At 72.3% G+C, this 23,624-nt stretch carries 19 protein-coding genes; 6 read left to right on the top strand and 13 right to left on the bottom strand.

From position 1 onward, the window contains the following. Nucleotides 1-66: 66 nt before the first annotated feature. From ACGFIW_RS01025 to ftsY, 10 genes are all read right to left on the bottom strand, one after another. Nucleotides 67-1,146 carry an amidohydrolase family protein gene (locus ACGFIW_RS01025; RefSeq protein ID WP_393310291.1) on the bottom strand — a complete coding sequence of 360 codons (1,080 nt, stop codon included), beginning with the start codon at nucleotides 1,144-1,146 and terminating at the stop codon, nucleotides 67-69. Between the two features lie 18 nt (nucleotides 1,147-1,164). Continuing rightward, the gene (locus ACGFIW_RS01020) at nucleotides 1,165-1,743 is read right to left on the bottom strand and encodes a Uma2 family endonuclease (protein ID WP_393310290.1); all 579 of its coding nucleotides are present in this window, start codon (nucleotides 1,741-1,743) and stop codon (nucleotides 1,165-1,167) included. Nucleotides 1,744-1,811: 68 nt separating this feature from the next. Continuing rightward, a complete protein-coding gene (gene ffh / locus ACGFIW_RS01015; protein WP_393310288.1) occupies nucleotides 1,812-3,386 on the bottom strand; it encodes a signal recognition particle protein in 1,575 nt (524 codons plus the stop codon). Between the two features lie 123 nt (nucleotides 3,387-3,509). Then, on the bottom strand, nucleotides 3,510-4,166 hold the full coding sequence (locus ACGFIW_RS01010) for a response regulator (RefSeq protein ID WP_393310286.1): 657 nt from the start codon (nucleotides 4,164-4,166) through the stop codon (nucleotides 3,510-3,512). Beyond that, a complete protein-coding gene (locus ACGFIW_RS01005; protein ID WP_393310284.1) occupies nucleotides 4,163-5,314 on the bottom strand; it encodes a sensor histidine kinase in 1,152 nt (383 codons plus the stop codon). The genes ACGFIW_RS01010 and ACGFIW_RS01005 overlap by 4 nt, the downstream gene beginning before the upstream one ends. A gap of 112 nt (nucleotides 5,315-5,426) precedes the next feature. Further along, nucleotides 5,427-7,757: a [protein-PII] uridylyltransferase gene (locus ACGFIW_RS01000; protein WP_393310282.1), complete on the bottom strand. Its 2,331-nt coding sequence runs from the start codon at nucleotides 7,755-7,757 to the stop codon at nucleotides 5,427-5,429. Nucleotides 7,758-7,776: 19 nt separating this feature from the next. Continuing rightward, on the bottom strand, nucleotides 7,777-8,115 hold the full coding sequence (locus ACGFIW_RS00995; protein ID WP_172862163.1) for a P-II family nitrogen regulator: 339 nt from the start codon (nucleotides 8,113-8,115) through the stop codon (nucleotides 7,777-7,779). Nucleotides 8,116-8,140: 25 nt separating this feature from the next. After that, entirely contained in the window at nucleotides 8,141-9,553 is a 1,413-nt protein-coding gene (locus ACGFIW_RS00990) for an ammonium transporter (protein WP_393310280.1), read from the bottom strand. Between the two features lie 275 nt (nucleotides 9,554-9,828). Further along, on the bottom strand, nucleotides 9,829-10,692 hold the full coding sequence (locus tag ACGFIW_RS00985; RefSeq protein WP_393310278.1) for a phosphotransferase: 864 nt from the start codon (nucleotides 10,690-10,692) through the stop codon (nucleotides 9,829-9,831). A 6-nt stretch (nucleotides 10,693-10,698) separates the two neighbouring features. Next, nucleotides 10,699-11,880 carry a signal recognition particle-docking protein FtsY gene (gene ftsY / locus ACGFIW_RS00980; protein WP_393310276.1) on the bottom strand — a complete coding sequence of 394 codons (1,182 nt, stop codon included), beginning with the start codon at nucleotides 11,878-11,880 and terminating at the stop codon, nucleotides 10,699-10,701. 150 nt (nucleotides 11,881-12,030) lie between these two features. On the opposite strand from ftsY, the gene ACGFIW_RS00975 reads away from it, so the two are divergent. The 5 genes from ACGFIW_RS00975 (at nucleotide 12,031) to ACGFIW_RS00955 (ending at nucleotide 17,049) form a co-directional block, all read left to right on the top strand. Beyond that, a complete protein-coding gene (locus ACGFIW_RS00975; protein ID WP_393310274.1) occupies nucleotides 12,031-13,758 on the top strand; it encodes an alkaline phosphatase D family protein in 1,728 nt (575 codons plus the stop codon). Between the two features lie 10 nt (nucleotides 13,759-13,768). Further along, nucleotides 13,769-14,209, top strand: a complete 441-nt coding sequence (locus ACGFIW_RS00970; RefSeq protein WP_238661343.1) for a MarR family winged helix-turn-helix transcriptional regulator — start codon at nucleotides 13,769-13,771, stop codon at nucleotides 14,207-14,209. A gap of 150 nt (nucleotides 14,210-14,359) precedes the next feature. After that, nucleotides 14,360-15,979, top strand: coding sequence for an MDR family MFS transporter (locus tag ACGFIW_RS00965; RefSeq protein ID WP_393310272.1), 1,620 nt, complete (start codon nucleotides 14,360-14,362; stop codon nucleotides 15,977-15,979). A gap of 9 nt (nucleotides 15,980-15,988) precedes the next feature. Then, nucleotides 15,989-16,483, top strand: a complete 495-nt coding sequence (locus ACGFIW_RS00960) for a universal stress protein (protein ID WP_393310270.1) — start codon at nucleotides 15,989-15,991, stop codon at nucleotides 16,481-16,483. 44 nt (nucleotides 16,484-16,527) lie between these two features. Next, complete coding sequence (locus ACGFIW_RS00955) at nucleotides 16,528-17,049, top strand: DinB family protein (protein WP_393310268.1); 522 nt, start codon at nucleotides 16,528-16,530, stop codon at nucleotides 17,047-17,049. Nucleotides 17,050-17,056: 7 nt separating this feature from the next. On the opposite strand, the gene ACGFIW_RS00950 is transcribed toward ACGFIW_RS00955, so the two are convergent. The 3 genes from ACGFIW_RS00950 to ACGFIW_RS00940 form a co-directional block, all read right to left on the bottom strand. Beyond that, nucleotides 17,057-17,677: an HAD-IA family hydrolase gene (locus ACGFIW_RS00950; RefSeq protein ID WP_393310266.1), complete on the bottom strand. Its 621-nt coding sequence runs from the start codon at nucleotides 17,675-17,677 to the stop codon at nucleotides 17,057-17,059. Next, nucleotides 17,677-21,291: a chromosome segregation protein SMC gene (smc, locus tag ACGFIW_RS00945; protein ID WP_393310264.1), complete on the bottom strand. Its 3,615-nt coding sequence runs from the start codon at nucleotides 21,289-21,291 to the stop codon at nucleotides 17,677-17,679. The genes ACGFIW_RS00950 and smc overlap by 1 nt, the downstream gene beginning before the upstream one ends. Before the next feature lie 345 nt (nucleotides 21,292-21,636). Then, a complete protein-coding gene (locus ACGFIW_RS00940) occupies nucleotides 21,637-21,831 on the bottom strand; it encodes a hypothetical protein (RefSeq protein ID WP_030487463.1) in 195 nt (64 codons plus the stop codon). A 373-nt stretch (nucleotides 21,832-22,204) separates the two neighbouring features. On the opposite strand from ACGFIW_RS00940, the gene ACGFIW_RS00935 reads away from it, so the two are divergent. Then, nucleotides 22,205-23,533, top strand: coding sequence for a CAP domain-containing protein (locus ACGFIW_RS00935; RefSeq protein ID WP_393310262.1), 1,329 nt, complete (start codon nucleotides 22,205-22,207; stop codon nucleotides 23,531-23,533). The last annotated feature ends 91 nt before the right edge of the window (nucleotides 23,534-23,624 follow it).

The raw sequence follows: 23,624 nt of genomic DNA, 5'->3' as shown, positions 1-23,624 counted from the left end.
CCTCGCCCCGGCGCGCGGCGCGCGGCGCGCGGCGCGCGGCTCGCGGCTCGCGGCGCGATCCTGGGGTCAGCGGACTACGTGGCCGCGCAGGATCGTGCGGGACGGGGCGCGGACTACGCGCAGGTCGCTACGGGGGTCCTCGGGGTAGACGGTCAGGTCGGCGAGGCCGCCCTCGACCAGACCGGGAAAGCCGAGCCATTCGCGGGCGCCCCAGGAGGCGGCGGCGAGTACGTCGATCGGTGCCAGACCGGCCCGTTCGTGCAGCAGCAGCATTTCCTCGGCGGCCAGCCCGTGGTCGATGCCGCCGCCGGCGTCGGTGCCCACGTAGATCGGCACACCCGCCTCGTGCGCGGCACGCACCACCTCGGGGAAGCCGTCGCGCAGCGCGAGCATGTGCTCGGCGTACCCGGGGAACTTGGCCCGCGCCTGCTCCGCGATGCCCCCGAAGGTGGCGACATTGATCATGGTGGGGACCAGCGCGGTGCCCTGACGGGCCATCTCGTCGATCAGGTCGAGGCGCAGGCCGGTGCCGTGCTCCACCGAGTCGACGCCGGCACGCACCATGATCTCGACGGCCGACTCGGAGAAGGTGTGCACCGCGGCGCGTACCCCGGCGTCATGTGCCGCCCGCACGGCGGCGGTGAGGGTGTCCGCGTCCCAGGCCGGGGCCAGGTCGCCCACGCCCCGGTCGATCCAGTCGCCGACCAGCTTGACCCAGCCGTTGCCGGCCCGTGCCTGCGCGGCGACAGTCGCGGTCACCTCGGTCGCGTCGACCTCCACGCCGATGTCCCGCAGGTAGCGCTTGGGCGGGGCGACATGCCGGCCCGCGCGGGCCAGTCGCGGTAGGCCCGGCTCGTCGTCGAGTTCGGGGTACGGGTACGGCGAGCCGGCGTCGCGGATCGCCAGCACGCCGGCGTCCCGGTCGAGGTGGGCCAGCTCGCGGGCCTGGTCGAGGGAGGTGATCGGGGCGCCGCCACGGGCGATGCCGATGTGACAGTGCGCGTCGACGAGCCCCGGCAGGACGAAGCCGCCGTCGACCACGGTCTCGGCGTTGGGCACCGGGGTGAAGGTCACCCGGTCGCCGACCAGCCAGAGATCCCGGACCTCGTCGTCGGGGAGCAGGACACCGCGCACGTGAAGAGCCATGCGCACAGTCCTACCCGATCACCCCTCGTCGGGGGCGAGCAGGTCGTTCTTGCGGGAGGTCAGGGCGGGCAGGTCCACGGAGACCTTCCACGGCCGCTCGGTGACGAACAGGTCCTCGGTGTGCGCGACCTGCTCGTACTCGCGGTTGGCGCCGAGCGTGTACTCGGTGAGCGTGACGCGCTCCTGCGACGGGTCCACCACCCAGTAGGACCGGATTCCGGCGTGCGCGTAGACCTTCGCCTTGTCGTACATGTCGCGGAAGCTGGAGGTCGGCGAGACGACCTCCACGGCGAGCAGGGCGTCCTCGACCGGCACGGGCGACCGGCCGGCGTGCTTGCGGCGGATGACCACCACGTCGGGGCGCGGCTCGTTGCGCCGATCGACCCGCATCGAGAGATCGATGCTGACCAGGTATTCCGGCGGGCAGTTGACGCGAAGCGTGAGCAGCAGCTCGACGCAGAACTCTTGGTGCACGGCAGTCGGCGACGGCACGATCAACCTTCCGTTGATCAGTTCGTACGGAAGGTCCTTCGGCAGGTCACCGAGGTCGTCGACCGTCCACTCGTGCCGTTCGGGCAGGATCGGGGCTGCGGTCATGACATCTCCTTCCAGGGCGCGACATCACCCTAAGCAAGGACTACGTCGCCCGCCGTCACCGACACGCGTCAGCGCGGGCCCTTGTCGCCGCCCTTGCCGAGCTTGTTGAAGTCGATCTTCGGAAGCTTGAAGCCGGGCGGCAGGCCCTGGCCACCGGCGAGGTCGTTCGGGTCCATTCCCGGCGGGAGCTGCGGCATGCCGCCCGGGAAGCCGGCGGCACCGACGCGCGGGGCGGCACCACTCTGCCCCGCACCCCGCGAACGCTGCGAGCCCTTCGTGTTTTTTCGCTTGTTCTTCGGCGACTTGGTCGCCTTGCGCCGGCCACCGCCGGGCAGGCCCATCATGCCGCCCATCTGCTTCATCATCTTCTGCGCGTCGGCGAAGCGGTTGAGCAGCTGGTTGACGTCCATCACGGTGACCCCGGAGCCGTTGGCGATGCGCGCCCGGCGGGAGCCGTTGATGATCTTCGGGTTGGTGCGCTCGCCCGGGGTCATCGACCGGATGATCGCGGTGACCCGGTCGAAGTGGCTGTCGTCCAGCTCGGCGAGCTGGTCCTTCATCTGCCCCATGCCCGGCATCATGGCCAGCACGTTGGCGATCGGGCCCATCCGCCGCACCGCGATGAGCTGGTCGAGGAAGTCGTCGAGCGTGAACTGCTCGCCGCCCATCAGCTTGGCGGTCATCTTCTCCTTCTGATCGGAGTCGAAGGCCTGCTCGGCCTGCTCGATCAGAGTGAGGACGTCGCCCATGCCGAGGATCCGGCTGGCCATCCGGTCGGGGTGGAAGACGTCGAAGTCCTCCAACTTCTCACCGGTGGAGGCGAACAGGATCGGCTGCCCGGTCACCTCGCGCACGGAGAGCGCGGCACCACCACGGGCGTCGCCGTCGAGCTTGGAGAGCACCACACCGGTGATGCCGACGCCGTCGCGGAACGCCTCGGCGGTGCGCACGGCATCCTGACCGACCATCGCGTCGATGACGAAGATGACCTCGTCCGGCGAGACGGCGTCACGGATGTCGGCGGCCTGCTGCATCATCTCGGCGTCGATGCCGAGCCGGCCGGCGGTGTCGACGATGACGATGTCGCGGGCGGCGCGCTTCGCGTGCTCGATCGAGGCGCGGGCCACCTGCACCGGGTCCCCGGTGCCGTTGCCGGGCTCCGGGGCGTACACCTCGACACCGGCCCGGCCACCGAGCACCTGGAGCTGCCCGACGGCGTTGGGGCGCTGGAGGTCGGCGGCGACCAGCAGCGGCTGGTGCCCCTGGGCCTTGAGCCAGCGGGCCAGCTTGCCGGCGAGGGTGGTCTTACCGGAACCCTGGAGGCCGGCCAGCATGATCACCGTCGGCGGCTGCTTGGCGAACTGGAGCCGTCGCCCCTCGCCGCCGAGCACGGTGATCAGCTCTTCGTTGACGATCTTGATGATCTGCTGGGCCGGGTTGAGCGCCTGGGAGACCTCGGAGCTGCGCGCACGCTCCTTGACGGCCGCGATGAAGCCCTTGACCACCGGCAGCGCGACGTCCGCCTCCAGCAGTGCGAGGCGGATCTCGCGCGCGGTGGCGTCGATGTCGGCGTCGGTGAGCCGCCCCTTGCCGCGGAGCTTGGTGAAGATCCCGGACAGGCGGTCACTCAAGGTGTCAAACACGCGAACATCCCGTTTGTCAGTGTTCCGGCGGGCACAACGCGGCCGGCACTGCGGAGTCCGGCCACCGCAAGGGTAACCGCCCGGCCCCACGGCCGCTGTCGCCCGGCCCGGCCCGCCGGGCCGTCACTCCGACACCAACCCCGACTGGTACGCGAACACGACGAGCTGGGCCCGGTCCCGGGCTCCCAGCTTGCCCATCGCCCGGCTGACGTGGGTCCGCGCGGTCGCCGGGCTGACCACCAGCCGGGTGGCGATCTCCTCGTTGTTCAGGCCCTCCCCGACCAGGCCCACGACCTGGCGCTCCCGGTCGGTCAGCGCGTCCAGCCGGGGGTGCGGACGAAGCACCCGCGACGGCCGGGTGGCGAACTCCCGCACCACCCGACGGGTCACCGACGGCGACAACAGCGCCTCCCCCTCGGCGACCAACCGGATCGCGCGCAGCAGCTCGGTCGGTCGGGTGTCCTTGGTGAGGAACCCGCTCGCGCCGTGCCGCAGCGCGTCGAAGACGTACTCGTCCAGCTCGAAGGTGGTCAGCACCACCACCCGCGTACCGGTCAGGTCGGGGTCCGCGACGATCCGCCGGGTCGCCTCGATGCCGTCGATGCCGGGCATCCGGATGTCCATCAGCACCACGTCCGGTCGCTCGCGACGTGCCAACTCGACCGCCCGCAGCCCGTCGGCCGCCTCGCCAGCCAGTGCCAGGTCGTCCTCGCTCTCCACCAGCGCGCGCAGGCCGAGCCGGACCAGGTCCTGGTCGTCGGCGATCAGCACCCGGATCACGCGGCAGGCTCCACGGGCAGCCGGGCGTACACCCGGAAGCCGCCACCGGCGCGCGGCCCGGTGGTGAGCCACCCGCCCAGCGCCGCGACCCGCTCCCGCATCCCGGCCAGACCGTGCCCGCCCTGCTCGTCGGCCCGTGCTGCCCCGGCGCCCGTCCCCTGGTCGACGACCTCGACGGTCACCTCGTCGGCGCGGTATTCCACTGTCACCTCCGCGCTCGCCACCCCCGCGTGGCGCAGCACGTTTGTCAACGCCTCCTGCACCACCCGGTACGCGGCCAGGTCCACCGCCGCCGGCAGCTCCCGGGGGTCGCCGACCACGCGGACCCGCACGGCGAGCCCCGCGCCGGCAAGCCGGTCGCGCAGTGCCGGGAGCCGGGCCAGACCGGGCACCGGGTCACGCTCCGCACCCTTGCGGACCGCACCCAGGGTGACCCGGAGTTCGTCCAACGCCTCCCGACTGGTCCGGCTGATCGCGATCAGCGCGGTCTCCGCCTGCTCGGGCCGTTTCGGCAGCAGATGCAGGGCGATCTCCGCCTGCATGCTGATCGCGGCCAGCCCGTGCCCCACCACGTCGTGCACCTCCTGCGCGATACGCAACCGTTCCTCGTCGGCCCGCCGCCGGGTCTCCTCGGCACGAGCGCGGGCCTCCTCGGCCCGGCTGCGGGCCGCCACCTCGCGGTTGACCCGCACCACGACCCCCACCGCGAACGGTACGGCCACCCAGGCCGACGCCGGGAGCACTCCGGTCCAGCCCGGGGCCGGACCCCGGGACCAGAAGACATGGGTCAGCAGCACCACGAACGCGCCGCCGGCGGCGAGGGCCGCCGGACGCACCGGCAGCCGCACCGCCACCGTGTACACCGCGACCAGGAAGGCGAGCAGGATCGGTCCGTACGGGTAGCCGAGCACCAGGTACGTCGCGGTGGCCGCGGTGACCAGGGCGAGGGTGGCGACCGGGGCGCGCCGCCGGGCCAGCAGGGCGAGCGCGGCGACCGCGATCAGCACCCGGCAGACCCCGTCCACCGGCCGCGACCCGGGCTGGTTGTCCCCGGCCAGATCGGTGGCGAGTTGCCCGAACCCGAGCAACGCCAGGGCGAGCACGACATCCGCCGCCGCTGGCCTCGCGAACTGCCCGCCCCATCGCATGGCCGTCATTCTGCCCGCGCCGACGCCCCCCGACGTGCGCCCAAGAGCGACACCGCCCCTACGCCCCCAAACGTACTAACCCCACTCCCACCCCGCGGGGTGGGAGTGGGGGCTAGACCGCGGCGAGGACCGCTGCTTCCAGGCGCGCTCGGGCTTCGTCGTCCGGCCAGCCGCCGACCAGGTAGAAGGCGTCCACCACGTCGGCGCCGAGAGTGGAGATGCGTGCCGCGCGGACCAGGGCGCCCGCCTCGTCGAGCGCGCAGGTGACCCGGTAGAGCAGGCCGGCCGCGTCGGCCGCGCGGAGTTCCAGCAGCACGGCGTCGGTGGCCGCCTCGCGGTGCCAGACGACCCGGGGAGCGGCACCGCTGCCCCGGGCGGCGAGCGCACGGCCCCGCAGGCGCTGGGTGACCGACACGTCGCCGCCCACCGCCCGGCGCAGGTCGGCACGGAGTGGCACCGGATCCGGCGGGAGGCCGTAGCGGGGTTGCACCCGGCACTCGACCAGGGCACGGCCGTCGACCACCGACGCGTCCGCGGAGATCACTTCCAGGCGATGCAGGGCCAGGCAGCCGGCGACCGTGGCGAGCAGACCCCGCCGGTCGGCCGCGGCGACCGACACCCGGTCACCGGTCAGGTGGACGACCGGCAGCGGCCCGGCCAGCAGCGCCGGGTCCGGTGCCGGAGGCTCAGGCAGCACGCCGGTGTCGAGTGCGGTGCGGACCCGGGCGACCAGTTCGGCGACGAGTCGGCCCTTCCAGTCCGACCAGGCCGCCGGGCCGGTCGCCGCCGCGTCGGCCCGGACCAGCGCGTGCAGCAGGTCGAGGGTGCCGGTGTCGCCGACCGCCTCGGCCACCGAGGCGATGGTGACCGGGTCGGCCAGGTCCCGGCGGGTGGCCACGTCGGGCAGCAGCAGGTGCAGACGGACCAGCGTGCCGATCAGCTCGACTTCGCCGGGTGGCAGACCGATCCGGGTCGCCACCGCCTGGGCCAGCGGCACACCGACGGTGCTGTGATCACCGGGCAGGCCCTTGCCGATGTCGTGCAGGAGAGCACCGAGGAGCAGCAGGTCGGGGCGGTCCACCTCGCGGGCGTGCCGGCTGGCCTCGTGCGCGGCCTGCACGAGATGCCGGTCGAGGGTGTATCGGTGCACCGGATTGTGCTGGGGCAGGCTGCGCAGCCGGGTCCACTCGGGCAGCCAGCCGTCGACCAGGCCGTACCTGTCGCAGGTCTCCCAGGCGGGCACCAGACCCGGCCCGGCACCCAGCAGGGTGATCAGCGCGGCCCGGGCCTCGGCCGGCCAGGGCGCGGGCAGTGGCGGGCAGTACGCCGCCAGCCACTCGCAGGTGGCCCGGGCGATCGGGAGGCGGGTCGTGGCCGCCGCGGCGGCCATCCGCAGCGACAGGCTCGGATCGGGGCGCGCCCCGATCGCCGTCCGGGCCAGCACCAGCTCGCCGTCGTGCTCGACCACGTCGCGGGCCACCGGGCGGCGCGCCGAGCGGCCGTTGCCGCCTCGGGACCGGCCGGAGCGCAGCCGGTCGGCGGCGCGGAACGCGTCGTCCAGCGCGTGGCTGACCGTGCGGGCGTCACCGGCGACCCGGCGCAGGAGGGCGTCGCCGTCGTCGACGACGGCCCCTGGCCGCCGCGCGGCGTCAGACGCGCCCGGCTGGAGTTGTCGCAGGTCGAGCAGGGCGGCCACCCCGGCGCGTTCCTGGGCGACCAACCGGTCGACCCGGCGACCGACCTGCTGGTGCAGGGCGTCCCGGGTGTCCAGTAGGCGGAGGTGGGCGGCGCGTACGGCGGGACGCAGCGCGTCGGTGATGCCGGCGGCGGAGATCGCCCGCAGCAGACCCACGTCGCGCAGGCCCCCGGCGGCCTCCTTGAGATCGCCCTCCAGCAGGAACGCCAACTCACCGTGGGCCTGCCAGCGCGCGGTGGTGATCTCCCGCAGGCCGGTCAGGTGCCGGACGGCGGTACGCCGCCAGTGGTCGGCGGCGGTGCGGCTCAGCGCGTCGGCCAGGGCCGGGTCACCCGCGATCAGCCGGGCGTCGAGCAACCCGAGGGCGACCTTGACGTCGTCCTGGGCCACGGACAGCGCCTCGGCGACGGTTCGTACCGAATGGTCCAGCCGCAGCCCGGCGTCCCAGATCGGGTACCAGATCGAGGCGGCCAACTCGTCCGTGCCCGGCACCCCGGCGTGCACCAGCACCAGGTCGAGATCGCTGTACGGAGCACACTGCCGCCGACCGAGCCCCCCGACGGCCAGCAGCGCGACCCCCTCCCGGGAGGGCAGCAGCCTCCGCAGGAAGGTGTCGTACGCGGCCGCCCGGGCCAGCCGAGCCGCCTCCCCGATCCCCCCGGGGACGCCGACGACCTCGTTGACCAAGAGGTTCGCGTCACCGTCAGCGGTGTTTCCTGACGCGTTCTTCTTGATCAACGAGGTCATGTCAGTCGTGGTCTCCCGGTCAGAGTGCGTCGAGGCCGCGTTCGCCGGTACGTACCCGGACGACCTCTTCGACACCGGTGACCCACACCTTGCCGTCACCGATCTTGCCCGTGCGGGCTGCCCCCACGATGGCGTCCACGACCTTGTCCACGTCGATCTCGTCGGTGAGCACCTCGACCCGGATCTTGGGCAGGAACTCGACCGTGTACTCGGCACCCCGGTAGACCTCGGTGTGCCCCTTCTGCCGCCCGTACCCCTGAACCTCGCTGACGGTCAGCCCGGCCACGCCGAGGGCGTGCAGGGCCTCCTTCACCGCGTCCAGCTGGTACGGCTTGATGACCGCGGTCACCAGTTTCATGTCCAACCCCTCCATCCCAGGAACGTTAACCGGCGACCTTTTCGCTTACCGGCTCGGCGGGCTCCGCCTCCGACTTGGCGCCACTCGTCGTGCCGCCACCGGGGGTGCCGATGCCGGCCATCGCGAACGCGCTGCCCGTGCCGCCACCGGCCGGGGACAGGTCGTAGCTGCTCTCGGCGTGCTCGCCGATGTCGATGCCCTCGACCTCCGCCTCGGCCTTCACCCGGAACCCGATCGTCTTCTCGATGACGAAGGCGAGCACCCAGGCGATGCCGAACGACCAGGCGGTCACGATCAGGCCGGCGAGGGCCTGCCGCCCGAGCTGGGTGACGCCGCCGCCGTAGAAGAGACCGTCGGAGGCACCCACCACGTCGGTGATCGCGGCGTTTACCGAGTTGGTGGCGAAGAGGCCCAGCCAGAGCGAGCCGATCCAACCACCGACGAAGTGCACGCCGACCACGTCGAGGGAGTCGTCGTAGCCGAGCTTGTACTTGAGGCTGACGGCGAGCGCGCACACGGCACCGGCCACGAGGCCGAGCAGGACGGACGCCCACGGTGCGACGAAGCCACAGGCCGGGGTGATGGCGACCAGACCGGCGACTGCGCCGGACGAGGCACCGACCATCGTCGGCTTGCGGTCCTTGACCCACTCGACAGCGATCCAGCCGAGCACCGCGGCGGCGGTGGCGAGCTGGGTGTTGATGAAGGCGAGACCGGCGACCGAGTCGACGGTCAGCTCCGAGCCGGCGTTGAACCCGAACCAGCCGAACCACAGCAGGCCGGCGCCGAGCGCGACGAGCGGGATGTTGTGCGGCTTCATGCCCTCGCGGGGCCAGCCGAGCCGCTTACCGAGCACCAGCGCCACGGCCAGGGCCGCCGCACCGGCGTTGATGTGCACCGCGGTGCCACCGGCGAAGTCCAGTGCGTGGATGTCACCGCCGATGATGCCGCCGCCCCACACCCAGTGCGCGACCGGGAAGTAGACGAGCGTGGCCCAACCGAAGGCGAACAGCAGCCAGCCGGCGAACTTGGCCCGGTCGGCGATGGCACCGCTGATCAGCGCGACGGTGATCACCGCGAAGACCATCTGGAAGGCCATGAACACGTAGAGCGGAACCCCGATGCCGCTGGGGTTCTCCGCCGTGGCACCCCACAGGTCGGTCTCGGCGAGGAAGGTCTTGGTGCCGAGGTACGCGCCCGGGTCACCCCAGAAGCCGTTCACGTCGGCCCCGAAGGCGACGCTGAAACCGTAGAACCACCACAGAATAGAGATGAGCCCGATGGCGGAGAAGCTCATCATCATCATGTTGAGTACGCCCTTGGCCCGGTTGAGGCCGCCGTAGAACAGCGCCAGTCCGGGGGTCATGAGCAGCACGAGCGCGGTCGAAACCAGCAGCCACGTGGTATTGGCGCCGTCGATCGTCGGTGCTTCAGGCACGCTGGCCTCCTAAAGGTGAAGTCCTCCTTCGCGGCTTTCCGGGGCAGCGTCGCCCGTAGGCCGGTTGCGCGGAAGCTTCGCGGCCGGCTGTTTCACCCACGGTCCCGTGCGGGTTTCCAAGTCGTGACGGGTTGTTTCGTACGTGTCACGAAGTCCGCACAGTCATCGACATGGACAATGGTGGATCGTTCGGACGGCGTACGTCGATGGCTGACCGGTCAGGCGCATCGACCGGTCCGCTTGACGGGACCGGCCGAGCATCGACCGGTTCGCGCTCAGCGGAGGGCATTCTCCAACGCGAGCCGCTCGTAGTCGAGCAGCCGCAGATCGCGCATCGGCCGGCGCAGGTGGCCCTTGTGCACGATCCGGACGAACGCCGGCTCACCGGCGGCGGCCATCCGCCGGATCCCCTCGACATGGTCCACGATCCGTTTGCGGATGGTCCGGATCAGCCGGTGCCGGTCCCGAGGGATCAGCCCGTACGCGTCGGCGAACAGCCGGAGCCGGCGCGGCCGGTCCGGGTGCTTCCAGCCCAACGTGATCGAGTCCCGGTCCGCGAAGATCGGCACCCAGGTCCAGGCCGCGTACGCCACGTCGTAGATCCGTGCCCCCGGCGACGCGAGGTCGAAGTCGATCAGCCCGAGGGTGCCGTCCGGCCGCCAGATCACGTTGTGCGGCGCGGCGTCGTGGTGGCAGATCACCTCGGTGTCCGGCGGTGGGGGCCCGAACGAGCGCCAGACCGCCTGCGGTGGCGGGGTGAACCCGTACTGCGCGTCGTGGAACATCCGCAGCATCGTGGCGACGGTGACCAGCGCCTCGTCGGTCACCCAGTGCGGGGCGAGCGGATATTCGCCGCACTCCCCCTCCAGGTACGACAGAACCTCACGGTTGCGCTCGTCCATCCCGAGCGCCCGGGGTGCGCCGGTGAAGCCCACGTACTCCAGATGCCGCAGCAGGGCGTGCACGGACGGTGTCCACGGCCCGGCGTTGCGGCGCACCGTGTCACCGACACGGACGACGGTGCTGACGTTGCCGCCGTGCAGCGGGATCTCCTGCGAAGTCACGTACGGTCTCCCGAGGCGCTGCGAGGGGTGGCCGGGCTCGCGCCAGCCCGCGTACGCGCGATCGTCGGTGGTCACCCGAGACTACGCGTCCCGTCCGGTGGCCTCGGTCCCCAGCAACGCGTCCACGAACTGCGCCGGGTCGAACGGGGCCAGGTCGTCCTTGCCTTCGCCGAGGCCGACCAGCTTCACGGGGATGCCGAGCTTGCGCTGCACGGCGATCACGATGCCACCCTTGGCGGTCCCGTCGAGCTTGGTCAGCACGACCCCTGTCACGTTGACCACGTCGGTGAAGACCCGGGCCTGCTCCAGGCCGTTCTGGCCGGTCGTGGCGTCCAGGATGAGCAGTGTCTCGTCGATCGGGCCCTGCTTCTCCACCACGCGCTTGACCTTGCCCAACTCGTCCATCAGGCCGACCTTGTTCTGGAGGCGGCCGGCGGTGTCGATGAGCACGGTGTCCACGCCGGTGTCGATGCCGCGCTTGACCGCGTCGAAGGCGACACTTGCCGGGTCGGCGGCCTCGGGCGCCCGGACGGTCTCCGCGCCGACGCGCGAGCCCCAGGTCTCCAGTTGATCGGCGGCGGCGGCCCGGAAGGTGTCCGCGGCGCCGAGCAGCACGCTGCGGCCGTCGGCCACCAGCACCCGGGCGATCTTGCCGCAGGTGGTGGTCTTGCCGGCGCCGTTGACGCCGACGACCAGGACCACGGCCGGCACGCCGTCCTTCGGGGCGGTCCGCAGCGACCGGTCCAGACTCGGATCGAGGGCGTTGACCAGCTCGGCGGCGAGCAGTGCCCGCAGCTCGGAGGCCGAACGGGTGCCGAGCACCCGGGTGCGCTCGCGGAGCCGGTCGACGATGTCGCGGGTCGCGTCGACGCCGACGTCGGCGGTGATCAGGCTGTCCTCGATCTCCTCCCAGACGTCCTCGTCGAGGTGGTCGCGGGCGAGCAGGCCGAGCAGGCCCTTGCCGAAGACGTTCTGTGAGCGGGACAGCCGCGAGCGGAGCCGGACCAGCCGCCCGGCGGTCGGCTCGGGCACCTCGACCTGCGGTTCGAGCACCGGCGGTGGCTCGACCAGGACGCCGGCGGACAGATCGGACTCCGGTGCCTCCACCGGCGGGCCGGCGAGATCCTCCTCGGCGCGGGTGTCGACCTCGGTGCGCGCAAGCGGGGGCTCGGGCCGCCGCCGCAATCGCGGCACGACCAGCCCGACTGTGCCCGCGATCAGCACACCGAGCAGGACCAGAGCGAGGACGAGATATTCGGCCATGCCGGAATCCTGTCAGATGGCGGCGACGGCGTCCCAGCCACCGCACCCCGAGCCGCACCCCGAGCCTCAGCCACCGCACGGTTGAGCGGTGCTCGCGGTCCCAGCCACCGCACCCGGCCGGTGCCAGGAACCGGCGGTAGGCTCGGCCGCATGTCCGCCGCCCACCTCCTCATCGGCCCACTCCTGCGGCGAGTCGTCGACACCCGGGCGACCATCTGGGTGGAGACGGCGGCGCCCGCCGTGGTCACCGTCCGCACCGCGGCCGGCGCGACCGGCACCGCCCCCACCTTCTCGGCGTACGACCACCACTACGCGTTGGTGGTGGTGGAGGGTCTCGACCCGGACAGCGAGACCACCTACGAGGTGCTTGTCGACGACGAGGTCGTCTGGCCGGTGCCGAGCAGCGGCTTCCCGCCGAGCGTGATCCGCACCCGGGCGGTCGACGACCGGGACCAGCCGGTCAATCTGATCTTCGGCTCGTGCCGGGAGACCACCCAGCACGCCACCACCCGCAAGCTGCCGCCGGACGCGCTCGACGCGTACGCCCGGCGGTTGATGGCCGACCCGGAGTCGCACCCGCTGCCCGACCTGCTGGTGCTGCTCGGTGACCAGGTGTACGCCGACGTCACCTCGCCCACGGTGCGCCGACTGCTGCGTCGGCGGCGGCGACGGCCGAAGGGGGCCCCGGCCGACCAGGTGGTGAGCTTCGACGAGTACACCAAGCTCTACCTGGAGTCCTGGCGCGATCCGGAGATCCGTTGGCTGCTCTCCACCGTGCCGAGCGTGATGATCTTCGACGACCACGAGATCATCGACGACTGGAACACCTCGGCGTCGTGGCGGGCGGAGGTGCGCGAGCAGCCGTGGTGGCAGGAACGGATCGGCAGCGGGCTCGCCTCGTACTGGGTCTACCAGCACCTGGGCAACCTGTCCCCCGACGAGATCACCGCCGACCCGGTCTTCGCGAAGGTCACCGCCGCCGAGGACGCCACAGGCGTGCTGCGCGAGTTCGGGCACCGGGTCGACCAGGAGTCCGACCTGGCGCACGACACCGAGCGCTGGCGCGCGGTGCAGTACCAGTGGAGCTACGCACTGGACCTGGGCCGTACCCGGTTGGTCATGCTGGACAACAGGTGCAGCCGGGTGCTCGAACCCAGTAGCCGGGCGATGCTGCCGCCGGGCGAGTGGTCCTGGTTCCTCGACCAGGCACACGGGGTCTACGACCACCTGGTGGTCGGCGTCTCGCTGCCCTGGCTGCTGCCGCAGGGCATCCACCACATCGAGGCGTGGAACGAGAAGCTGGCGGACTCGCGCCGGCCCTGGGTGGCACGTGGGGCGGAGAGGCTACGCCGCGCTCTGGACCTGGAGCACTGGGCGGCGTTCCGGCGCTCCTTCGAGGCGCTCGCGGAGACGTTCGCCCGCATCGGCACCGGCACGCCGCGGCAGTCCGGCGCACGGGTCGGCGCCGGCCCGGCGTACGCGCCACCGGCGTCGATAAGCGTGCTCTCCGGTGACGTGCACCACTCGTACGTGGCACGGGCCCGGTTCGCCGACCCGGCGGTGGTCACTCCGGTGCACCAGCTCACCTGTTCGCCGATCCACAACCAGGTGCCGGCGGGCATCCGTCCGCTGATGCGGCTGGGCTGGTCGCCCGGTCCGGCCGGGGCCACCCGGGCGCTGGCCCGTTCGGCGGGCGTACGCCGGCCGGGGGTGCGCTGGCGCAAGCTGGCCGGCCCGTACTTCGGCAACGCGGTCGCCACGCTGACCCACCAGGGGCGCGGGGCGGACGTGGTCATCGAGGGCACCACGAAGGACGGTCACCTACGCCCGGTGATGCGGCGTCGGCTCTCCGGTGGCGGCGAGCCGGTCGGGCCGTAGCCTCTACGCCGTGGACGAGCACCTGCCGGAGCCGATCCGGGCGGTCGAGCACGAGTTGACCGCTCTGTTGCGCCGTGGCCGGGCGGTCTCCTGGGAGATCGCCCGCGAGGTGCACCCGAACCTGGAGCCGAACACCTACGGGTTGCTGCTCTGGCTGCGGCGCAGCGGGTCGATCCGGTTGACCGAGTTGGCGGCGCGCCTGGGCGTGGGCAAGGGCACGCTGAGCCGGCAGATCAACGCGCTGGAGGTGCTCGGCCTGGTCCACCGCGACCCCGATCCGAGTGACCGGCGGGCCGCGCAGATCAGCCTCACCGAGGAGGGGCAGCGCCGGTTCGACGTGGCCCGCGCGGCCCGGCTGGGTGAGTTCCTGCGTGCCCTGGACGGCTGGCCGGAGCGGGACGTCGAGGAGTTCGCCCGGCTGCTCGGCCGGTTCAACGACTCCTGGCAGTAGCCGGCCGCCCGCGACGGGGAATGTGGCGTCGGTCCGACAAGTTGTTGCTTCAGGCAACTAAGGCATACGGTTGCTTCAGGCAACTCTCAGGCGGCCCGTGCGTACCAGCCCGCCGCCGTTCCACCTCGACTCCGCTCGGAGGCAACAACGATGAGCCAGGCGACAGCGCCCACCAAGGCGACCGCCGTCGACATGACCCACCGGCAGATCCTGGAGGCACTCTCTGGCCTGCTGCTGGGCCTGTTCGTCGCGATCCTCTCCTCCACGGTCATCTCGAACGCGCTGCCACGGATCATCACCGAACTGCACGGCGGCCAGTCCGCGTACACCTGGGTCGTGACCTCGGCCCTGCTCGCGACCACCGCGACCACCCCGATCTGGGGCAAGATGGCCGACCTGACCAGTAAGAAGACGCTTGTCCAGATCGCCCTGCTGATCTACGTGCTGGGCTCGGTGCTGGCCGGCCTCGCGCAGGGCACCGGCGAGCTGATCGCCTGCCGGGTGCTCCAGGGCGTCGGCGCCGGTGGTCTCACCGCACTGGCCCAGGTGATCATGGCAACGATGATCGCGCCGCGTGAGCGCGGCCGCTACAGCGGCTACCTCGGCGCCGTGATGGCCGTCGGCACCATCGGCGGCCCGCTGATCGGCGGCGTGATCGTCGACACCTCCTGGCTCGGCTGGCGCTGGTGCTTCTACGTCGGCGTGCCGTTCGCCGTCGTCGCCCTGATCGTGCTCCAGAAGACCCTGCACCTGCCCGTGGTCAAGCGGAAGGCGCAGATCGACTGGTGGGGCGCCACCCTGATCACCGCGGCCGTCTCGGTGCTGCTGATCTGGGTCTCCCTCGCCGGTGACCAGTTCGCCTGGGCCTCCTGGCAGACCGCCGCCATGGTGCTCGGCGCCCTCGTCCTCGGTGCCCTCGCCATCCGGGTGGAGACCCGGGCCGCCGAGCCGATGATCCCGCCACGGCTGTTCCGCAACCGCACCATCACCCTCGCCGTCATCGCCAGCATCGCGGTCGGCGTGGGCATGTTCGGCGCGTCGATCTTCCTGGGCCAGTACTTCCAGATCAGCCGCGGGCAGAGCCCGACCGTGTCCGGCCTGATGACCCTGCCGATGATCCTCGGCCTGCTCGTCGCCTCCACCGTGGGCGGGCGGATCATCACCAGGACCGGTCGGTGGAAGCGGTTCCTGGTGATCGGCTCGGCGCTGCTCACCGTCGGTTTCGCGTTCATGGGCACACTCCGCGCGGACACCAGCTTCACGCTGCTCAGCGTCTATATGGTGCTGATCGGCGTCGGGCTCGGCCTGACCATGCAGAACCTCGTCCTCGCCGTGCAGAACACCGTCGGCCCGCACGAGCTCGGCGCGGCCAGCTCGGTGGTGGCGTTCTTCCGCAGCCTGGGCGGCGCGATCGGCGTCTCCGCGCTCGGCGCGGTGCTCGCGCACAAGGTCAAGGACTACACCGCCGACGGGCTGGCCCAGCTCGGCATCCCCGCGTCCAGCTCGGGCAGCGGTGGCACCCTGCCCGACGTGCACACCCTGCCCGGCCCGCTGCGGGCGGTGGTGGAGAGCGCGTACGGCCACGGCGCCGGTGACATCTTCCTGGCCGCCGCCCCGTTCGCGCTGATCGCCCTGATCGCGGTGAGCTTCATCAAGGAGGTGCCGCTGCGGCAGCACAACGGCAACCCGGTTTCCGACGAGGTCGAGCGGGAATCGACAGTCGCCGCCGGCGCCGGCGCAGCCGTGGTCCGCACCGGCGAGCAGAGGTGAGGTAGAACGATGAGTGTGGGAGCACCGGATCGCGAGGAGTACGGCCCCCGGACCCGCCCGCTGCCCTTCGAACGCGGCACCGACGGCCCGCGGGTGATCATGGTGGGCGTGGACGGCACCCGCACCTCCGAGCGGGCCGGTGCCTACGCGGCCGGGCTGGCCCGCCGGCAGGGCGCCGCCCTGGTGGTGGTCTTCGTCAGCGCGGCGAGCGGGTTCACCTCCCTGGTGCCCGGGATGGACGCCGGCGCGGTCCAGCGCTCCCAGGACGAGGTGGCCGACGAGCTGCGCCGCGAGTGCCGACGCGCCGCCGAGCAGTGGGGCATCGCGGTGACCTTCCTGTCCCGGCGCGGCGACGCGTACGGCGAGCTGTGCGCGGCGGCCGACGAGTTCCAGGCCGACATGGTCGTGGTCGGGGCGTCCGAGCAGGCCGGGCACCGGTTGGTCGGCTCGGTCGCCACCCGCCTGGTGCGCACCGGCCGCTGGCCCGTCGTCGTGGTGCCCTGAAACCCACTCGCGAACTGTCGGGAGTGCCGGGCAGGATGCGCGGCATGACCTGGATCGCGCCGGAGATCACCCGGACCCCCGAACCGTACGTCGGCGACGAGCGCACCATGCTCGACGGCTGGCTCGACTACCACCGACAGACACTCCTGCTCAAGTGCGCCGGCCTGACCGAGGAGCAGTTGTGCACGCCGAGCGTGGAGCCGTCCGGGCTGACGCTGCTCGGCCTCGTGCGGCACCTGGCCGAGGTGGAGGCATGGTGGTTCCGGGAGAACTTCGCCGGCCAGCCGGTCGACTACCCGTACTTCACCCCGGAGAATCCGGACGCCGACCACGACGTCAGCGACGCCGACGCGGAGGCCGACTTCGCCACCTTCCACCGGGAGGTGGCGCTGGCCCGCGAGGCCGCCGCAGGTCACCCGCTCGATGAGACGTTCGTCGAGGTGGGCTCGAAGAAACGCACCTTCAACCTGCGCTGGGTGTACGTGCACATGATCGAGGAGTACGCCCGGCACAACGGCCACGCCGACCTGATCCGGGAACGCATCGACGGCGTCACCGGCGAGTGACAGGCGCTCAGTAGTCCAGGGCCGCCCGCAGGTAGCGCAGGTCGGCGTGTCCGCCCCAGCGGTGCGCCGACAGCCCGGCGGAGCGGGCGCCCCGCACGGCCCAGTCCTCGTCGTCGACGAAGAGGACCCGGGCCGGCGGGGTGGCCAGGGCGACGCACGCGGCCTGGAAGTATTCCGGGGCCGGCTTGTGCACGCCGATCGTGGAGGAGTTGACCACCACGTCCAGCTCGTCGGCCAGGCCGAGCGCGGCCAGGTCGGCGTCGAGCAGGTCTGTCGCGTTGGTGCCCAGCCCGACCCGGACGCCCGCCGCACGGACCTCCCGGACGAACGCCAGCACCTCCTGGTCGACCTCGCCCCGGTAGCCCTGCCACTGCTCGACGGCGGCACGGGCCCGTTCCGGGCTGCCCACCGATTCGGTCAGGGCGTCCGCCACACTGCTCATCCACTCGGCGTGGCTGACCTGGCCGGTGAGCACCGGTTGGAGCCGCCCCCACTGCATGGCGATCTCACCGAGCACCCCCTCGGAGAGGCCGTACTCCCGCTCGACAACGGCGGCCACCGCCGGGTCCCACCGGCGCAGTACGCCGTCGAAGTCCAGCAGGAGCGCCGTCGCGCGTTCCCGAGCCACTACCCGTTCTCCTCGCCGCGGCCGTGCCGCCTGTCGTCCTCGTCGGCCCGATTGAGCCGTTGGCTGATCACCTGGGTGACCCCGCTGCGCATGGTCACCCCGTAGAGGGCGTCGGCGATCTCCATCGTCCGCTTCTGGTGCGTGATGACGATCAGCTGACTCTTCTCCCGCAACTGTGCCAGGAGAGTGATCAACCGGCCCAGGTTCACGTCGTCCAGGGCCGCCTCCACCTCGTCCATGATGTAGAACGGGCTCGGCCGGGCGCGGAAGATCGCCACCAGCATGGCCACCGCGGTCAGCGACCGCTCGCCACCGGAGAGCAGCGACAGCCGCTTGATCTTCTTGCCCGGCGGGCGGGCCTCCACCTCGACGCCGGTGGTGAGCAGGTCGTCCGGCTCGGTGAGGATCAGCCGGCCCTCGCCGCCGGGGAAGAGCACGGTGAACACCTGCTCGAACTCCCGCGCGGTGTCCTCGAAGGCGCTGGCGAAGACCTCCAGGATCCGTTCGTCCACGTCCTTGACCACGGTGAGCAGGTCCCGCCGGGTGGCCTTGAGATCCTCCAGCTGCTCGGAGAGGAACTTGAAGCGCTCCTCCAGTGCGGCGAACTCCTCAAGCGCGAGTGGGTTGACCTTGCCGAGCAGCGCCAACTCGCGTTCCGCCTTGGCGGCCCGCTTCTCCTGCACCGGCCGCTCGTAGCGGACCGGCTCGGGCACCGGCAGCCCGTCGCGCTCGGCCGCCGCGACGTCGACGGGGGTCGGCGGGACGGGCTGCGCCGGGCCGTACTCCGCGACAAGTGTCTCCACGTCCAGACCGAAGTCCTCGGCGGCCTTCGCCTCCAACTGCTCGATGCGCAGCCGCTGCTCCGCGCGGGCCACCTCGTCGCGGTGCACCTGGCTGGTCAGCCGTTCCAGCTCCGCGCCGAGCCGCTTGGCCGCCCCGCGTACCTCCTGAAGCTCCGCCTCCCGGGCGGCGCGTTCCCGGGCGACCGCGTCGCGGTGCTCCTCGGCCGTCGCGATCGAGGTGGTGAGCCGGGTGAGCGCCTCCCGGGCGCCACCGGCGACGGCCCGGGCGATGCCCGCGCCCCGGGTGCGCGCGGCCCGCCGGGCCGCGGCGCGTTCCCGGGCGGCCCGCTCCGCGGTGGCCTGCCGGGTGAGCGAGTCGGCCCGGCCGGCGATCGAGGAGACCCGCTCCTCGGCGGTACGCACGGCGAGCCGGACCTCCATCTCGTTCTGCCGTGCCTGCGGCACCAGGGCGGCGAGTTGGTCGCGCTCCTCGGTGGACGGCTCGGCGTCGACCGGGGTCTCCTCGGCCAGCCGCAGCCGCTCCTCCAACTCGGCGAGCGCGGCGAGGTCCCGCTGTCGGGCGGCCTCGGCGCGGGCTCGGGACTCGCCGAGGCGGTCGGTCTCCGCCCTGGCGGAACGGGCCGCCGCGCCCAGCTCGGCCAACCGGCGGGCGGCGGCGTTGCGGTGGCTCTCCGCCTCGCGCTTCTCGGCGGCGGCGTGCTGCACGGCCTCCTTGGCGGCGGCCACCTCGGCGCGCGCCTCGACGAGTTGGTCCCGAAGGTCCGCGCCGCCGCGCTCGGCGGCGAGCCGGTTGCCGCGCGCCTCCTCGACGGCCGCCTGCACCTCGATGTAGCTGGCGGCCTTGGCCGACCCGCCGGCCGCCGCGTAAGCCCCGACCACGTCACCGTCCGGGGTGACCGCCCGCAGCTCCGGGTTGCTGGCGACCAGGTCGGCCGCGGCGGCGAGATCGTCGACGAGCGCCACGTCGCGCAGTGCCCGGTGCACCGCCGGGCGCAGCTCCTCGCCGCACTCCACCAGGTCGGGGGCCCATCTGGCCGCGTCGGGCAGCTTCGGACGCAGCGCGTCGGCGGAGCCGGTCATGCCGGGCCCCGCCGGGCTGCCGACGAGCAGACCGGCCCGGCCGGCGTCGGAGATCTTCAACAGCCGCATCGCCTCGACGGCCTCGTCCACCCCGCTGACGGCGACCGCGTCGGCGAGACCGCCGAGCGCGGCGGCCAGCGCGGCCTCGTGGCCCGGCGCGACGGTGAGCAGCCCGGCGAGGCTGCCGAGCAGGCCGGGCACGTCGTCGGCGCGGGCGAGCAGCGCCCCGGCGCCGTCCTTGCGCCGCAGACCCAGGGCCAGCGCCTCCTCCCGGGCCTTCCAGGTGGCGGCGTCCTTCTCTGCCGTCCGCTCGGCGTCGGCAAGCGATCGCACGGTGGCCTGTGCCCGCTCCTGCACGGCGACCGCCTCGGCGTGCCGGGCGTCCAGGTCCGCGTTGTCCCGGTCCGCCTCGGTCGACTGGGCGGCCACCGCGTCCAGCTCGGCCTGCGCCTGCTCGGCGCGGCCCAACGCGTCGGCGTGCGCGACGGCGAGGCGTTCGATCTCCTCACCGGCGCTCGTGGTCCGGGCTCGGGCCGAGTTCACCTGGCCGGTGAGCCGGGCCATCCCCTCCCGGCGGTCGGCGATGGCCTTGGCCGCGGCGACCAGCTCCCGCTCGGCACCGGCGAGCTGCCGTTCCAGCTCCTGGCGGTGCTCGACCGCCTCGGCCAGCCGGATCTGGTCGTCGGTGAGCGCCGCGCGCAGCTCCTCCTCCTGCTCGCGGACACGTTCCGCCTCGGCCTCCAACTGGTCCGGGTCGCGACCGGGCCGCTCGTCGTCGCCGCTGGCGCTGAGGTGCCGCAGCCGCTCCCGGGCCAACTGCTCGATCGAGCGGAAGCGTTCCTGCAGGGCGGACAGCTTGTACCAGGTGTCCTGGGCGGCGGCGAGCAGCGGAGCGTCCTCCGCCAGGGCAGCCTCCAACTCGCCGAGCCGACCCTGGACCTCGACGTGCTCGCCCTCGATCTGCTCACGCCGCTCCCGCAGCGCGGTCTCGTCGGCGATCTCCCGGTCCAGGGTGGTCCGCAGGGTGGCCAGGTCGTCGGCGAGCAGGCGCAGCCGGGCGTCGCGCAGGTTGGCCTGGATGGCGGCGGCGCGGCGGGCCACCTCGGCCTGTCGACCCAGTGGCTTGAGCTGGCGGCGCAGCTCGGCGGTGAGGTCGGTGAGGCGGTTGAGGTTGGTCTGCATCGCGTCGAGCTTGCGCAGGGCCTTTTCCTTGCGCTTGCGGTGCTTGAGGACGCCGGCCGCCTCCTCGATGAACGCGCGGCGGTCCTCCGGCTTGGCGTGCAGCATGCCGTCGAGTCGGCCCTGCCCGACGATGATGTGCATCTCCCGGCCGATGCCGGAGTCGGACAGCAGCTCCTGGATGTCGAGCAGCCGACAGGTGTTGCCGTTGATCTCGTACTCGCTCTCGCCGGAGCGGAACATCCGGCGGGTGATCGAGACCTCGGTGTACTCGATCGGCAGCGCGCCGTCGGTGTTGTCGATGGTGAGGGTGACCTCGGCACGGCCCAGCGGCGCACGGCCGGCGGTGCCGGCGAAGATGACGTCCTCCATCTTGCCGCCGCGCAGCGCCTTGGCGCCCTGTTCGCCGAGGACCCAGGCGATGGCGTCGACGACGTTGGACTTGCCGGAGCCGTTCGGGCCCACCACACAGGTGATCCCGGGCTCCAGCTTCAACGTCGTGGCGGAGGCGAAGGATTTGAACCCCTTCACCGTCAGGCTCTTGAGATACACCTTCTCGATCCTCGTCCGGTGGCCGCCGTACCGTCGCCGGCTGCGGGGACCTGGGTGAACCCGCAGACTAACCCGGTGGTGGGAGCGGGCCGGCACGCGACCCGCCCCGGGGCCGCGTGCGACGCGAGCGCGCTGTTGTTCCGGCGGTCACGACAGGGACGAGAGCCGTTCATGATCGGCTTATCGCTCGGTGCGCTATTCGGATACCGAGGGGACGGTAAGGGCGCGACCGACCACAAGATCATAAATCGTCGGCACCGAAAGGGGCCGGACAGTGTTGCGCGCCGGCACACAGGTGTCGGCGCGCATTTTGCGAGAGTGCGATTCAGTTTTTCGACACGAAGATCAGGTCAGCGCCGGCTCGGCCAGACGGAGCAGATCGTCCGCCTCCGCCGCAGCCGCCGCGAGCCGATCATTGTCGGCACGCAGACGCGTGATCTCGAACTCCAGTGCCTGAACCCTGGAACGCAACCGGGTGACCTCGTCGAGCAGACGCCGGTCGGGCGCTGCACCTACGTGGCCGTAGAGGGCCTTCGCCATGCTGACTCCTTGATATGCGCTGCCGGAAAGGCCGGCCAACGCGCGCCCATTTTGCACGCGGCTGTCATTCCAGGCTGTATCTGGGCATGACCGGGCGCGACTGGCGACACCTATATATTGAGCCGCAAACCCCTCCTTCGTCAAGTTCTCGCAGGCCGTAGATCATCTCTACGTCGACCTGTCCACTTGTCGGGGGGCTGCCGCAATGGCACGGACACTCTCTGTCCGGACCCCTTTACTGTACGCCCGGATCCACGGAATTCCGCACCCTGGCGTCCGAGTTCCCCTTAACTCTTCCTTAGCCACGTTGCCGCAGGTCGAGGGCGCGCCGTAGCGTCACCCCGGCCCGCAACCGACCCGTGGAGGCATAGGCGTGTACGGCTGGACCGACCCGATGGACCCGAACGGCGCCCCCCGGCGCGCCGAGCGGCCGACCGACGAGCCGACCTGGCTGCACGACCGCCCGGAGCCCCGCTCGGCCTACCTGTTCGGTGACGACCCCGACCAGTCCGACACCGAGTGGGACCGGGAGCAGCCGCCCACCGGCTGGCAGACGGGCCCGCAGACCCCCACGGCACCGGCCGACGGCCACACCGCCGCCTGGCCGGCCCAGCGCCCGGAGCACGAGCCGACCGAGGGCTGGCACGACGGCAGCCCCGCCTCGCCGGCCACCGATAGCTGGCCGGCCAGCAGCCCTGCCTCGCCCGCCACCGGTAACTGGCAGGCCAGCAACCCTGCCTCGCCCGCCACCGGTAACTGGCAGGCCAGCAACCCTGCCTCGCCCGCCACCGGTAACTGGCAGGCCAGCGGCCCCGCCGGGGCGGGCGCCGGTGGCTGGCACACCGACGCCGACCCCGAGACCACCGGTGGCTGGCGGCCCGACGCCGACCCGGAGACGAGCGATGACCGGCCCGACGGCGTCGGTCGGCCCGGCGAGGGGCGACACCGCTCCCCCCGCCGCTGGCGACGGCCACTGATGATCGGCGGCGCGGCCGCGGCGGCCACCCTCGTGGTGAGTGTCGGCGTCGGTGCGCTCGGACTGCCCGGCGGTGAGGACGGAGCCAGCCGGCCGACCGCCGTCGACGACACGTTCGCCGCGTCGGCGGCGCCGACCGAGCAGGCGACCCTCGACACCCTCGCCGCGCCCTCCCCGAGCAGCACGCCCAGCCCGACCCGGCCGAGCCCGTCACCGAGCAAGACCGTCAAGCCCACCCCGGAGTCGTCGCGTACCACCGCCGCGTCGCGGCGCGGTGCGCCGCGCACCAGCGCGCCGAACACGAGCAACGGCTCCAACGGATCCAGCGGTTCGAACGGCACGGTCAGCGCCCAGGCCCGCGAGGTGGTGGACCTGGTCAACGCCGAACGGGCCAAGGCCGGCTGCGGGGCACTCAGCATCGACGACAAGCTGATGACCGCCGCCCAGAAGCACAGCCAGGACCAGGCCGACCACAAGAACATGTCGCACACCGGCAGCGACGGCAGCAACGCCGGCACCCGGCTGGACCGGGTCGGCTACGCCTGGCGCACGTACGGCGAGAACGTGGCCTGGAACCAGCAGACCCCGGCCGCCGTGATGGACGCCTGGATGAACAGCTCCGGTCACCGGGCCAACATCCTGAACTGCGCGTTCACCGAGATCGGCGTCGGCATCGCGAGCAGCAACGGGCCGTACTGGACGCAGGTCTTCGCGGCGCCGCGCTGACCGCGCGTCGTTCGCGCCCCCGCGCTCGTTTGACCCGGTGAGGTACGCCGCGCCAGGGCGTGGGGCGGCGTACCGGGAAGGGCGGCGACGG

The organism is Micromonospora sp. NPDC048935 (assembly GCF_043197875.1).
GTDB lineage: Bacteria > Actinomycetota > Actinomycetes > Mycobacteriales > Micromonosporaceae > Micromonospora.
This window is presented reverse-complemented; position numbering and strand designations above follow the sequence as displayed.